The 13,333-nt window shown below is 60.4% G+C and carries 8 protein-coding genes and 4 pseudogenes; 3 read left to right on the top strand and 9 right to left on the bottom strand.

Annotated features, from left to right (window positions below; genetic code table 11):
• Nucleotides 1-6: 6 nt before the first annotated feature.
• A pseudogene (locus JFV26_RS07845) lies at nt 7-476 on the bottom strand (hypothetical protein).
• Nucleotides 477-918: 442 nt separating this feature from the next.
• On the opposite strand from JFV26_RS07845, the gene JFV26_RS07840 reads away from it, so the two are divergent.
• Together JFV26_RS07840 and JFV26_RS07835 are read left to right on the top strand one after the other, a co-directional pair.
• Nucleotides 919-1,854 (top strand): chemotaxis protein CheV, encoded by a 936-nt coding sequence (locus JFV26_RS07840; protein ID WP_054052105.1) that lies wholly within the window; start codon nt 919-921, stop codon nt 1,852-1,854.
• Nucleotides 1,855-2,040: 186 nt separating this feature from the next.
• Complete coding sequence (locus JFV26_RS07835; RefSeq protein ID WP_201191217.1) at nt 2,041-2,847, top strand: MOSC domain-containing protein; 807 nt, start codon at nt 2,041-2,043, stop codon at nt 2,845-2,847.
• A 72-nt stretch (nt 2,848-2,919) separates the two neighbouring features.
• On the opposite strand, the gene ppnP is transcribed toward JFV26_RS07835, so the two are convergent.
• The 8 genes and pseudogenes from ppnP to JFV26_RS07795 all read right to left on the bottom strand — a co-directional run bounded on the left by ppnP (nt 2,920) and on the right by JFV26_RS07795 (nt 12,428).
• The gene (ppnP, locus tag JFV26_RS07830; protein WP_201191215.1) at nt 2,920-3,204 is read right to left on the bottom strand and encodes a pyrimidine/purine nucleoside phosphorylase; all 285 of its coding nucleotides are present in this window, start codon (nt 3,202-3,204) and stop codon (nt 2,920-2,922) included.
• A gap of 69 nt (nt 3,205-3,273) precedes the next feature.
• Nucleotides 3,274-3,816, bottom strand: a complete 543-nt coding sequence (locus tag JFV26_RS07825) for an exonuclease domain-containing protein (RefSeq protein ID WP_201191213.1) — start codon at nt 3,814-3,816, stop codon at nt 3,274-3,276.
• Nucleotides 3,817-4,079: 263 nt separating this feature from the next.
• Nucleotides 4,080-6,041: an acetyl/propionyl/methylcrotonyl-CoA carboxylase subunit alpha gene (locus JFV26_RS07820; protein WP_201191211.1), complete on the bottom strand. Its 1,962-nt coding sequence runs from the start codon at nt 6,039-6,041 to the stop codon at nt 4,080-4,082.
• A 124-nt stretch (nt 6,042-6,165) separates the two neighbouring features.
• Nucleotides 6,166-6,962, bottom strand: a pseudogene (locus tag JFV26_RS07815) (enoyl-CoA hydratase/isomerase family protein).
• Entirely contained in the window at nt 6,959-8,116 is a 1,158-nt protein-coding gene (gene atuD, locus JFV26_RS07810) for a citronellyl-CoA dehydrogenase (RefSeq protein ID WP_201191209.1), read from the bottom strand. Before atuD ends, JFV26_RS07815 begins: the two are co-directional and overlap by 4 nt.
• A 22-nt stretch (nt 8,117-8,138) precedes the next feature.
• Entirely contained in the window at nt 8,139-9,755 is a 1,617-nt protein-coding gene (gene atuC, locus JFV26_RS07805; RefSeq protein WP_201191207.1) for a geranyl-CoA carboxylase subunit beta, read from the bottom strand.
• 3 nt (nt 9,756-9,758) lie between these two features.
• Nucleotides 9,759-10,627: pseudogene (locus JFV26_RS07800) on the bottom strand (SDR family oxidoreductase).
• Nucleotides 10,628-10,639: 12 nt separating this feature from the next.
• A pseudogene (locus JFV26_RS07795) lies at nt 10,640-12,428 on the bottom strand (acyclic terpene utilization AtuA family protein).
• A gap of 190 nt (nt 12,429-12,618) precedes the next feature.
• Here JFV26_RS07795 and JFV26_RS07790 point away from each other — a divergent pair.
• Entirely contained in the window at nt 12,619-13,245 is a 627-nt protein-coding gene (locus tag JFV26_RS07790; RefSeq protein WP_201191203.1) for a TetR family transcriptional regulator, read from the top strand.
• The last annotated feature ends 88 nt before the right edge of the window (nt 13,246-13,333 follow it).

Here is a 13,333-nt window from a genome sequence, read left to right as displayed (position 1 = left end):
GCAAATCTAGGCTTGCCGTTCCGAGAAGGCCACGAGGGTAAGTGGCTTGGCGTGGACGGGGGCTGAAAACGGTTTTGCCCGAGTTGAAAGGCAAACGCCTCAATCAAAGACGTCTGCTCTCTGTCATCGAGGGTTAACTGTCCGGTTTTCTGATCGATAAGTTCAAGTTGCCAGGCCATCAGCGTAAAGCAATCTTTCAGCGCATCGAGGGCTTGATCGTTCAGGGCCAGGTGGTGTTGGGCGTGATTCAACAAGCCATGAATATGCAGCGAAAATTCTGAAACCGCTTCCAGTGCCAGGGCATCAGCCTTGTTTGCCAGCTTCAGGAGGGAGCTGAGCATGCAGTCAATGGCGTCGGTGTCATTGCTGATCAGTTGCAGATGACTGAGACATTCCTCGGATTTAGCCAGGAGTGTTTCAGCCTCGACGAGAAACTCGGGAAGCCGTTGAGCGCCCTCTTTATGGTCGTACGGCATGCTTATCTCCACAACTTCATGTCAGGTGAGGGAATGTCGTGTGTGTCGATAATCACGAGTTTTTGCGCGAACGCACCCCGGCAGGCTATTGCACACGCTGGAGAACTCGAGAGGGTGGAGGGCCACTGACCTGCGATCGCACACAAAAGCCTGACTCCGTTCATGCAATGAGAATGGCGTCACATTAATGGCTATTGGATATTGCGAATATCAGGTTGGGCCTGATTGTTACTAGGGGAATCCCTTACACAGGGGAACCTAACGTGCAAACCGAGGTCGCGCCGCAGGAGTCAGGTGTGATGAAAAATACGGGGTCAGTAAAGCATGATGTTAATGTGGCATCAATGGCTGGGCATGGCATTTTGTCTGAGGGTCAAGGTCCGGCAATAACAGCCGATAACCCTCTTTAGTAAATTCATCAGAACAAGCCCAGGAGTCATTAATGGCCGGCATTCTCGACACGGTAGACCAACGCACGCAACTGGTGGGTGAGAATCGCCTGGAAATTCTCATGTTCCGGTTGGCCGGGCGGCAATTGTTCGCGATCAACGTGTTCAAGGTTCAGGAAGTGCTGCAACTGCCGAAACTGACCCTGATGCCCCAGCGCCATCCGTTTGTCTGCGGCGTGGTCAACCTGCGTGGCCAGACCCTGCCGGTCATCGACCTGTCCCAGGCCATCGGCATGCGTCCACTGGTGCCAAGCCCCACCAGTACCATCATCGTCACCGAGTACAACCGTTCGGTGCAGGCGTTCCTGGTCGGTGGCGTGGACCGCATCGTCAACATGAACTGGGAAGCCATTCTGCCGCCGCCGACCAGCGCCGGTCGCCAGCATTACCTGACCGCCATCAGCAAGGTCGATGACCAGTTGGTGGAGATCATCGACGTGGAAAAAGTCCTGGCCGAAATCGTTCCGTACAACGCCAAGGTGTCCAAGGACAAACTGGATGATCCGGTTCTGGAACGTGCCCGTGGCCGTGAAGTGCTGCTGGTGGACGACTCCAATGTGGCGCTCTCGCAATTGCGCGACACCCTCGGACAGTTGGGCGTGAAGATGCACATCGCCAGCGACGGCCTGAAGGCCCTGAACATGCTTAAAGCCTGGGCCGATACCGGCGTTGTCATGACCGACAAACTGCTGATGATCTTCACCGATGCGGAAATGCCGGAAATGGATGGCTATCGCCTGACCACCGAAATCCGTAACGACCCGCGCCTGCGTGGCCTTTATGTGGTCCTGCACACCTCGCTATCCGGCAGTTTCAACGATTCGATGGTCAAGAAGGTCGGCTGCGACAACTTCCTTTCCAAGTTCCAGCCAGACAAGCTCGTCGACGTGGTGCGCCAACGCCTGATGCTCGACGAAGTGCCGGCCTGATAACGACTTGGTCTACCTGTGGGAGCGGGCTTGCTCGCGAAGAGGCCGTGTCAGTCGATATCAATGTTGACTGACACACCGCTTTCGCGAGCAAGCCCGCTCCCACTAGGTGTGTAGTGTTCTCAGCCTTTGATTCGGCGATCAAGCTCGTATAGGGTGGCGTTTTTGCCTACCAGGGAGCTGGCCATGCTGCGTCTTAGCGCGCTTTATCGTTATCCGTTGAAATCCGGCAAGGGCGAGCCCCTGCAACAGGTCAGCCTCGACAAACTGGGCCTGGACGGAGATCGACGTTGGATGTTGGTGGACGAGGCCAGCGGACGCTTCCTGACCCAGCGCGCAGTGGCGCAGATGAGTCAGCTGTCGGCGCTGTGGAATGCCGACGGTGGCTTGACCCTCACTGCACCTGGCCATTCACCGATCGATATTGCCTTGCCCGGCAGCGACGCCGAACTGCATGGCGTGACCATTTGGCGCGACACCCTGCGGGTGCCCGATGCCGGTGATGCGGCGGGTGCCTGGGTCAGCCGATTCATTGGTAAACCGACACGACTGGTACAAGTGCCGCTGGATCGCGCGCGCACCACCGCGGCCGGCTACGGCAAGGACGACGATCAGGTCGCGTTCGCCGATGGTTTCCCGCTGTTGCTGATCGGCCAGGCCTCGCTGGAAGACCTGTCGCTCAAGGTGGGTCGTCCGCTGGAGATGCTGCGCTTCCGGCCCAATCTGGTGATTGAAGGCAGCGAAGCATTTGCTGAAGACGGCTGGAAGCGCATCCGCATCGGCGACGTCGAGTTCCGGGTGGTCAAGTCGTGCTCGCGCTGCATCCTGACCACCATCGATCCGCAGACCGGTTTACGCAGCGATGATCGTGAGCCACTCGCCACGTTGCAGAAGTATCGGGCAGAGGAAGATGGTGCGATGTTCGGCCAGAACCTGGTCAACGACAGCACTGGTCGACTTGAGGTCGGTATGCCGGTGACCATTCTCGAGTAAAAAGCCTTCAAACGAAAAATGCCCGCGTCGTCAGACACGGGCATTTTTTTGTCGTTGTGAAAACCCAGGGTTTTAGCCGCGGTATTCGCACAGGTAAGCGGTGTCGACGGCCACTTTCAACTGGAACTTGCTGTTGGCGGGCACATTGAACTGGCTGCCGGCGGCGAAGGTTTCCCAGTCGTTGGCGTCTGGCAGTTTGACGGTCAGGGCGCCGGTCACCACGTGCATGATTTCACGCTGGCTGGTACCGAATTCGTATTCGCCCGGCGCCATGACGCCGATGGTCGCCGGACCTTCTGCGGTGCCAAAGGCGATCGACTTGACGGTGCCGTCGAAGTACTCGTTGACTTTAAACATGGGCGATTCCTCGAAAAGGGCTTAAAAGGGCCGGCCAGTATGCACAACGCCCCTTGCGCCGTCACCTTCCTAGATGGGCAGAATCAGCGGTAATAACCGCGCCGTATTGCGGGCGTCTTCCAGTGCCCGATGCTGCTGGCCATTGAACTGCATGCCCGCCAGTTGCAGTGCGCCGTTGAGTCCCAGCGGGCGATCCAGTCGACGTGCCTTGGCGAACCGCTGCTTGAGATTCATATGTGGTACATGACTCAAAAAGCTGTCGAGTTGCAGGCGCTGCCACTCCTGGACCAATTGTTGGCGGTCGTAATCGCCCCAACTGGCCCAGCCTTCCAGGCGCGAGTGATGCTGGGTGAGCCAGCGCTCGAATGCTTCCCAGACCTCGACCAACGGCTGCGCCGCATCGATGTTGGGCTGGGTGATGTGGGTCAGTTCCCGGCAAAACTGCGTCAGCAAAGGCCGGCGCGTCGGGCGTACGAAACGCTGGAACTGATCCAGTTCTCGACCTTTTCGGTCCACCAGGGTGGCGCCGATTTCGATGATTTCCATTTCTGTGACTGGCCAGCCACCCTCATCGGTGGTGGCTTCCAGATCAATGACCAACCAGTGAGGCATCGCAGGGTTCCTGGTATCCGCGTCCCGATAGGGCTTGAGCGTAGCCAAACCCGGCGGATCCGCCTAGGGGGCATTCCAAATAAGCTTCGAGCAACGCAGCCCTGCACAACAGCAGGCCCGGCCCTTCGGGTTGTGCCTTAAAGCGGGCCAGCCTGCGTTGCAGGCCTTGGAAAGGGAACGACCATTAGCGGCCTGCGCCTTGCCTGGCCCGCTTTAAGGCGACAACGCGGCGTGGAAACTAATTGAGAACGCCCCCTGGCACCTTATTCGACCTCCAACAAAATTTGACGATTTTTAACCTGATCGCCCACCCTGACCTGCAAGCGTTTGAGCACACCGTCGATCCCGGATTTGAGCGGATGCTCCATTTTCATGGCCTCCAGCACCACCAGTAATTGCCCCTTGCTGACCGTGCTGCCCTCACTGACCAATACGTCGACGATCGCCCCGTCCATCGGTGCCTTGAGCGTACCGGTGCTGACACTGGCCTGGCTGCTGACCGGCAACTGAGTGCGATTCACCAGCCGCAGGCTGCCGGGGCGGGTGAACAGACAGAGTTGCCCGGCGTCGAGGCGATAGGCGTGACGCTGGCGGATGCCGTCGATTTCCAGGGTGGCCCAACGGCTGTCGCTGTGGATGAGCTTCAATTCGAGCGTCCGGTCGCCGATCTGAAGTCGGTAGGGTTCGCCCGAAATCGCGTTCAACTCCACGGTCCAGTCCTGATCCTCTACACCGATGCGATAGTGCAATGGCACGCTGGCGTTGTTGCGCCAACCGGCCAACGGCGCGGCGTGATGTTGCGCTGACGCCTGATAAAGCAACGCCGCCGCGATGGCCAGCTCTTCGGTGCTCGGGACGTGGGCATGCAGGCAAGGGTGGTCGGAAAAATGCATCGGGATAAACCCGGTGCCGAATTCGCCGCTGATAAATTGTGGGTGTTCCAGCAGGCTGGCGAGCAGGCGTTGATTGCTTTGTACGCCCAGCAACACACTGTCCTGCACTGCCCGCAGTAACTTGCGCCGGGCCTCTTCGCGGGTGGCGCCGTGGGCGATGAGCTTGCCCAGCATCGGGTCATAGAAGGCGCTGACCTGTTGGCTTTCGATCAAGCCATGGTCGATTCGCACGCCGTGTTGCAACGCCGGCTCCCAGGCGTCGATACGCCCGGTCTGCGGCAGGAAGCCTTGAGCAGGATCTTCGGCGTACAGGCGCACTTCAATGGCATGCCCATTGAGCTGCACCTGATCCTGACGCAGCGGCAGCGGCAGGCCTTCGGCGACGTGCAACTGCCAGGCGACCAGGTCCAGGCCGGTGATCAGCTCGGTCACCGGGTGTTCCACCTGCAGTCGGGTATTCATCTCCAGAAAGTAAAACTGGCCGCGAGCATCGAGCAGGAACTCCACCGTGCCGGCGCCGACATAATTCACCGCACGCCCGGCCTTGAGCGCCGCTTCGCCCATGGCCTGGCGCAGTTCGGCAGTCATCACCGGGCAGGGCGCTTCCTCGATGACTTTCTGATGCCGACGCTGAATCGAACAGTCGCGCTCACCGAGGTAGATCAGGTTGCCGTGCTGATCACCGAACACCTGAACCTCAACGTGACGCGGATCAATCAGCGCTTGTTCGAGGATCAGTTCATCGCTGCCAAACCCGTGCAGGGCTTCGGAGCGTGCGGTGCGCAGTTGTTCCAGCAAGTCACCCGTGTCGTGTACCAGGCGCATGCCACGCCCGCCACCGCCGGCGCTGGCCTTGATCATCAACGGATAGCCGATGCGTTCGGCTTCGCGGCTGAGGGTTGCGTCATCCTGTTCGGCGCCCTGATAGCCTTTGATGCAGGGTACGCCCGCGTCGATCATGGCGAGTTTGGACAAGCGCTTGCTGCCCATCAGTTCGATGGCGTCGGGGCTGGGTCCGATGAAGGTGATGTCGGCTTGCTGGCAGGCGAGGGCGAATCCGGCGTTTTCCGAGAGGAAGCCGTAGCCGGGGTGTATTGCATCGGCGCCAGTGCGGCGGGCGGCATCGATAATTGCCGGGATGTTCAGGTACGACTGCTGCACAGGGGGCGGGCCAATATTCACGGCTTCGTCGGCCATCCGCACGTGCAGGGCGTCGGCGTCGGCGTCGCTGAAGACGGCGACGGTGCGGTAACCCAGGGCCTGGGCGGTGCGCTGGATGCGGCAGGCGATTTCACCGCGGTTGGCGATCAGGATTTTGCGGAATCCGGGCATGGGGCGTTCCCTTGGTTTTTGCGGTGAATTTCAGGGCCTCATCGCGGGCGAGCCTTGCTCCTACCGGGGGCAAATGTTGGGCATGACAGCAAACCTGTAGGAGCAAGGCTTGCCCGCGATGCTTTTAGGAGGCCCACCCCGGCTTACGCTTTTGCACAAAAGCCATGGTCCCCTCGATCCCCTCGGCTCCGGTCACCGCTTCGCTGAACCACTCGGCCGCTTGATCCAGCAGCGAGTCGCAAGTCTGCCCGGCACTCGCCAGCAAGAGCTTTTTGGTCAGCGCGTTCGCCCCCGGTGCGCAGCACAATACATGGGCCAGCACTTCATCGAGGCGCTCGGCCAGGGCTTGCGCGTCATGCTCGACAAAATGCACCAGGCCCATTCGCCGGGCGTGGGTGCCGTCGAATCGCGCCGCGGTCAGGGCCAGTCTTCGGGCCTGGGTCAGGCCGATGCGCTGGACCACGAACGGTGCGATCTGCGCCGGTAGCAGGCCGAGGCTGGTTTCCGGCAGGCCGAACTGCGCTTGATGATCGGCCAGCGCAACGTCGCTGACACAGGCCAGCCCTAATCCACCGCCCAGCACGGCACCTTGCAGCACCGTGATCACCACTTGCGGTGCGTGTTGCACCTCTTGCAGCAGCGCACCGAACGCCCGGTTCAAATCGCGATAGGCCTCAGGGCCTTGAGCCCGGCGCTGGCCATGTCCTTGATGTCGCCGCCCGCGCAAAAGTGCCCGCCGGCACCGCCGATCACCAAGGCTCGAACGGTTCGGTCATCGCTCACTGCCGCCAGCACCGCGCGCAGTTCAGCGACCATCTGCAAGCTCATGGCGTTGCGGCTTTCCGGGCGATTGAGGGTGATGTGCAGCACGCCGTTGTGGGACTCGAGCAGCAGCGTCTGGCAAACCGGCAGGTTGTTCATTTCTTTTTACCGGGCAGGGTGCCCATGAGTTTGCAGATGATCCCGAGCATGATTTCGTCGGCGCCACCGCCAATCGACACCAGCCGCACATCGCGGTAGGCGCGGGCCACCGGGTTGGCCCACATGAAGCCCATGCCGCCCCAGTATTGCAGGCAGCTGTCACTGACTTCCCGGCCGAGCCGGCCAGCCTTGAGTTTGGCCATCGAGGCCAGGCGGGTGACGTCCTGGCCTTTGATGTACTGCTCAGTGGCTTGGTAAACCAATGCGCGCAGGCATTCGATTTCGGTTTGCAATTCGGCCAGGCGGAAGTGAATGACCTGGTTGTCGATCAGTGCATTGCCGAACGTCTTGCGTTCCTTGCAATACTCGATGGTGCTGTCGATGCAGTATTCCAGGCCCTTGATCATGTTCGCTGCGCCGAACAACCGTTCCTCCTGGAACTGCAACATCTGCATCATGAACCCCGCGCCTTCATGGCCGATGCGGTTGCGTTGCGGCACGCGCACGTTGTCGAAAAACACCTGGGCGGTTTCCGAACTGCGCATGCCGAGCTTGTCCAGGTGCGAACTGAGGCTGATGCCGGGCGCGTTCATCGGCACCATGATCAGCGACTTGTTGATGTGCGGTTTGTCGTCCGAGGTGTTGGCCAGCAGACAAATGAAGTCGGCGCTCGGTGAATTGGTGATCCACATCTTGCTGCCGTTGATCACGTAGTCGTCGCCATCCTTTCGGGCGGTGGTTTTCAAACCGGCGACATCGGAACCGGCGCCGACTTCCGAGACGCCGATGCAGCCGACTTGCTCGCCGGTGATCGCCGGTCTTAAAAACGCTTCACGCAATTCATCGGAACCAAAGCGGGCGAGGGCCGGGGTGCACATGTCGGTCTGCACGCCGATGGACATCGGAATCCCGCCGCAATGGATTGTGCCGAACTCTTCGGCGGCGACGATCGAATAGCTGTAGTCGAGGCCCATTCCACCGAATTTTTCCGGTTTGGAAATGCCCAGCAGGCCAAGATCGCCGGCCTTGCGGAAGATCTCGTGGACAGGAAAGCGCCCGGCCTTTTCCCATTCCTCGACGTGCGGGTTGATTTCGTGATCGACAAATTGGCGAATGGTGCGGCGCAGTGCTTCGTGTTCCTGGGTGAAGATCATTTTTATTGTTCTCCTGAACGCCCTAGAAGCGGGCTACACCAAAACTGTTGGCTTGCAGCGGCCGAACCTCGGCCTCCTGGCAGATATCCAGCAAATACCCGAGCAAGGTGCGGGTATCCCGCGGATCGATCAGCCCGTCGTCCCACAAACTGGCGCTGCCGTAGAGCGCGGTGGATTGGCTGTCGAGTTTTTGCGCGGTGACCTGTTCCAGCATGTCGAGCATTTTCGGGTCCGGCACCAGGCCATCCTTTAGCTGCTTGGCCTCGGTGACGATCCGCAGCACCTTGCCGGCCTGGACGCCGCCCATGACTGCAGTGCGGCTGTTGGGCCAGGCGAAGATGAAACGCGGATCGAGGCCACGGCCGCACATTGCGTAGTTGCCGGCACCGTAGGAGCCGCCGACGACGATGGTCAGTTTTGGCACTCGGGCATTGGCCACCGCCTGGATCATCTTCGCGCCGTGCTTGATCACCCCCTGCTGTTCCGATTCGGTGCCGACCATAAACCCGGTGGTGTTGTGGAAAAACAGCAGCGGCGTCTGGCTCTGGTCGCAGAGCTGAATGAACTGCGCCGCTTTGCTCGCACCCTTGGGTGTGATGGGACCGTTGTTACCGATAAAGCCGCAGGCGCGGCCCTGAATGTGCAGGTGCCCGCACACAGTCTGCTGATCGAACTCACCCTTGAATTCGAGGAAGTTCGAGCTGTCAGCAATCCGCGCGATGATTTCACGCACGTCGTAGGGTTTTTTCGGATCATCCGGGATCAGCCCCAACAGTTCGTCGATGGGGTAGAGCGGTTCTTTCCACTGACGTTCGGGTAACCATTGCCGTTGATCGTTCCACGGCAACAGGCTGAGAATCTCGCGCGCCTGGCGCACGCCGTCGGCATCGTTCTCGGCCAGGTATTCGGCGGTGCCGGCGGTTTGCGCGTGCATCTCGGCGCCACCCAGTTCTTCATCGCTGGCGACTTCACCGGTGGCGGCCTTGAGCAACGGCGGCCCAGCGAGAAACAGCTTGGCTTTGCCGCGCACCACCACTACGTAATCCGACAACCCCGGCTGATACGCACCGCCCGCGGTGGCCGAGCCATGGACCACGGTGATCTGCGGCAACCCCATGGCCGACATCCGCGCCTGATTGGCAAAGCTGCGGGCGCCTTCGACAAAAATCTCGGCGGCGTAATTGAGATTGGCGCCACCGCTCTCGGCGAGGGTGATCACCGGCAGTTTGTTTTCCATGGCGATCTGTTGCAGGCGCAGGGACTTTTTCAAACCGCTGGGGGAAATGGTCCCGCCCTTGATCGCACTGTTGTTCGCCACCACCAGCACCCGCACGCCGGAGACGTAGCCGATCCCGGCAATCAGGCCGCCGCCGGCGGAACTGCCGTCCTTGTCGTCGTGCAATTTGTAGCCGGCCAGACTCGCCAATTCGAGGAACGGTGCGCCGGGGTCGAGCAGCAGATTGAGGCGTTCACGGGGCAGCAACTGGCCACGCTTGTCGAATTTTTCCCTGGCTTCGGCGGCCTTGTTCAGCAGGTTCTGTTCGAGCTGGCGGACGTGCTCGATGCCGACCAGCATCGCCGCGCGATTACGGGCGAACTGTTCACTGAACGGGTCGATTTGCGACTGGATAACCGGCATGGCTTACTCCTTGTCCTTGAGCACGTCCGGCAAATACGCCCGGTGAAAGCCATTGTACGACTCGCTGTTCTGCGCCTTATGGATCGGCCACGCCCGACCGCCGAGGCTCGCGGCACCGTCGATGCGCAAGGTGCTGCCGCTGACAAACGCCGCTGCGGGGCTGAGTAGAAAAACAATCGCCGCACTGACTTCCGATTCGGTGCCGATGCGCTTGAGTGGTACATGTTCGCGCAGCGTCGGGATCACGGCCTTGAACGCGCCTTCGTAAGTGTCCATGCCGCTGGATGCGATCCAGCCCGGCGCCACGGCATTGACCCGCACCCCGGCATAACCCCATTCGAACGCAGCAGTCTTGGTCAGGTTGTCCATGCCGGAGCGCGCCGCGCCCGAGTGGCCCATGCCGGGCATGCCGCCCCACATGTCGGCGAGCATGTTGACGATGCTGCCGCCGTGCTTGCTCATGGATTGGTTGAAGACTTCCGGGCCATCAGGAAACCGCCCACCAAATTGGTGCGCATCACGGTTTCGAAACCCTTCTGGTTGATCGAGGCCAAGGCCGACGGGAACTGCCCGCCGGCATTGTTGACCAGGCCGTGAATCGGTCCGTATTGTTGGATCAGCTCGCTGACCAGATGCTTGACCGCGTCTTCCTCACGAATGTCGCAGACCTTCCAGTCGGCCTTGCCGCCGTCTTCGATAATCTCGATGGCAACGCTTTTGAGTTTCTCGGCCTTGCGCCCCACCAGCAGCACATGGGCTCCGAGGGCTGCCAGTTCATGGGCGGTGCAACGGCCGATGCCGCTGCCGCCGCCAGTGATAATGATGGTTTGGCCGGCGAACAGGTCGGGTTTGAAAATCGAGTCGTAAGCCATGGCAGCGGTCCTCTAATTGACCTGGTCGGCGATGCTCTGGGGCACCGGAATCTGGATCTCCAGCAGTTGCTGGGCGAAGGCCTTGCCTTGCGGGTCGATCCGCAGACTGGCCACGCCGCCACCGCCGAGGGCGTTTTCCAGCAGAAAATTCAAACTGTGGGTACCGGGCAGGTACCAGCGCTCGACACGCCCGTGGACCGGGTCGAGCACGTGGCTCATCCAGTCGACGATCACCTCCGGCGTCAGCGCTTCGGCAATCCATGGCAGGAACTGCGGCTGGCGCGCCATGACCCCGATGTTGCTGTGATTGCCCTTGTCGCCGGAGCGGGCCACCGCGAGTTTGACCAGTGCAACGCTGGCATCGGCCCGGCCCTGGGGTTTGGGCAGTTCGTGAGGGCCGGGCAGGGCGTTGGTGTCCAGCGGATCAAGCGTCGGCAAGGCGCAGGGATGGCGCTGCCCCTGCAGATCAATGTCCAGCGTGCAGGTACTTTTGTCGATCAGGAACGAAAACAGTCGGATCAGCGGATACACCGTCGGCCGCCCGCCGACGATCCCGGTCAGCCCCGGTGCCATGCCAGTGGCGGCCTGGGCGATTTCCGGAGAACACAATCAAGGCCTGTTTGTCCGGATGGCGCACGGCGAGTTTGATCACCACTTCGCGACTGCCCTGGCGCTGGCCGTGGGGCCCGTAGGTGGCCTCGCTGCCGAGCAGTTCGATGTTCACTTCGCTGTAGGGCGCCCAACCACGCTGACTGAAGATTTCTGAAGTCTTGTTGATGATTGCTTCGCTGACCCGCCGAGCCTTGTCCACCGCATCGATACCGGCGATCAGGCAACTGGCGGTGCAGCGGAAACCGTCCGGGTAAGTGGCGCTGACCTTGTACTGATCGGTGGGCGGCAAGCCTTTGGCGCCGTGCACCTGAACCGCATTTTTACCCTGTTGCTGAAGTTTGACCTGACTGAAGTCGCAGACCACGTCCGGCAGCAGATAGGCCCGCGGGTCGCCGATTTCATAGAGCATCTGTTCGCCGACGGTCAGTGGTGTGACCAGCCCACCGGAGCCTTCGGGTTTACTGACAATGAACTGGCTGTCGGCGCTGACTTCGACGATGGGGAAACCGATGTGCTCGTAGTCCGGCACCTCGCGCCAATCGGTGAAGTTGCCGCCGGTGCACTGGGCGCCGCATTCGATGATGTGCCCGGCCAGTGCGGCCTGGGCCAGTTTGTCGTAGTCGTGCCAGGACCAGCCGAATTCATGCACCAGCGCAGCGCTGACCACGGCGCTGTCGACCACCCGCCCGGTGATCACAATGTCCGCGCCCAAACGCAAGGCTTCGACGATGCCCGGTGCGCCGAGGTAGGCGTTGGTGGACACGCACCTTGGCGGCAATGGCGCGTTGCTGAACATTTCGTGAATGCCTTGACTGCTCAGCTGTTTGAATTGCGGTTGCAGGTCATCACCCAACAGCAGGGCGATTTTCAGCGCCACACCGGCCTTGTCGCATGCCGCTTGCAGAGCCGCCGCACAGGCTTGCGGATTAACCCCGCCAGCATTGCTGATGACGCGAATTTTCTGTTCGGCAAGTTGAGTGAGGAGGGGGCTGAGCACTTCAATGAAATCACTGGCGTAACCGGCCTGGGGATTTTTCATCCGTGTGCCGGCCATGATCGACAGGGTGATTTCGGCCAAATAATCGAACACCAGGTAGTCCAGGCGCCCGGTTTGCACCAATTGCGCGGCGGCGGTCGAGGTGTCGCCCCAGAAGGCACTGGCACAACCGATGCGGATAGTTTTTGGCACGCTCAACTCCATGGTCATCTCCGACAGAAGTGGTTTGAGACTACCAAGCAAGCGCTTGGTTTGTAAACGCCTGAAATATCTTCTTCCCAAGCGCTTGCTTGGTCGCCCCGGCCGGCTTAAATTGCCCGCGCAACCCCGCTGTTTTAGCGGCGAGCGGCGTATTTGACTGATCGACTGTAGGAGAGAACGGGTGGACGAGCAAAAAGCCCTGAGGGTGATGCGCGAATTGGTCGACAATGGCCAATTGACCGACCCGGACAGTGCCCGCGGCAAACTGCTGCAAGTGGCGGCTCACCTGTTCCGCAACAAAGGCTATGAACGCACCACGGTGCGCGATCTGGCCGGCGCGGTGGGTATTCAGTCGGGCAGTATTTTTCATCACTTCAAAAGCAAGGACGAAATCCTGCGCGCCGTGATGGAGGAAACCATTCGCTACAACACCGCGCTGATGCGCGCGGCCCTGGCCGAGGCGGCTAATGTGCGGGAACGGGTGCTGGCGCTGATTCGTTGTGAATTGCAGTCGATCATGGGGGGCAGCGGCGAAGCCATGGCGGTGCTGGTCTACGAATGGCGGTCGTTATCCGAAGACGGGCAGGCCCAGGTGCTGGCGCTGCGGGACATCTATGAAGAGATTTGGCTGCACGTGTTGGGCGAGGCCAAGGACGCCGGTTTTATTCGCGGTGATGTGTTCATTACTCGACGGTTCCTGACGGGCGCATTGTCCTGGACCACCACCTGGTTTCGCGCCGGTGGCAGCATGAGCCTCGATCAATTGGCCGATGAGGCGTTGATTTTGGTGCTTGAAGAGAAGCCTTGAGACGTCTATCTCAACAAGAAACTGGATAAACAGGCGAAACCGCCTAGTTTGATTGCATTGATGCGTATTTTCGGGGAGTGGGGTTTTT

It is taken from the genome of Pseudomonas sp. TH31, from assembly GCF_016650815.1.
Taxonomy (GTDB): Bacteria; Pseudomonadota; Gammaproteobacteria; order Pseudomonadales; family Pseudomonadaceae; genus Aquipseudomonas.
Note: the sequence above shows the minus strand (reverse complement) of the source record. Positions and strands in the feature narration are given on the sequence as shown.

Excerpts from the sequence above, each read along its gene's own strand:
- atuD (WP_201191209.1), bottom strand. The coding sequence starts at position 8,116 with ATGATCTTCACCCAGGAACACGAAGCACTGCGCCGCACCATTCGCCAA.
- JFV26_RS07820 (WP_201191211.1), bottom strand. The coding sequence starts at position 6,041 with ATGCCCGGATTCCGCAAAATCCTGATCGCCAACCGCGGTGAAATCGCC.
- JFV26_RS07840 (WP_054052105.1), top strand. The coding sequence starts at position 919 with ATGGCCGGCATTCTCGACACGGTAGACCAACGCACGCAACTGGTGGGT.
- JFV26_RS07835 (WP_201191217.1), top strand. The coding sequence starts at position 2,041 with ATGCTGCGTCTTAGCGCGCTTTATCGTTATCCGTTGAAATCCGGCAAG.
- atuC (WP_201191207.1), bottom strand. The coding sequence starts at position 9,755 with ATGCCGGTTATCCAGTCGCAAATCGACCCGTTCAGTGAACAGTTCGCC.
- JFV26_RS07825 (WP_201191213.1), bottom strand. The coding sequence starts at position 3,816 with ATGCCTCACTGGTTGGTCATTGATCTGGAAGCCACCACCGATGAGGGT.
- ppnP (WP_201191215.1), bottom strand. The coding sequence starts at position 3,204 with ATGTTTAAAGTCAACGAGTACTTCGACGGCACCGTCAAGTCGATCGCC.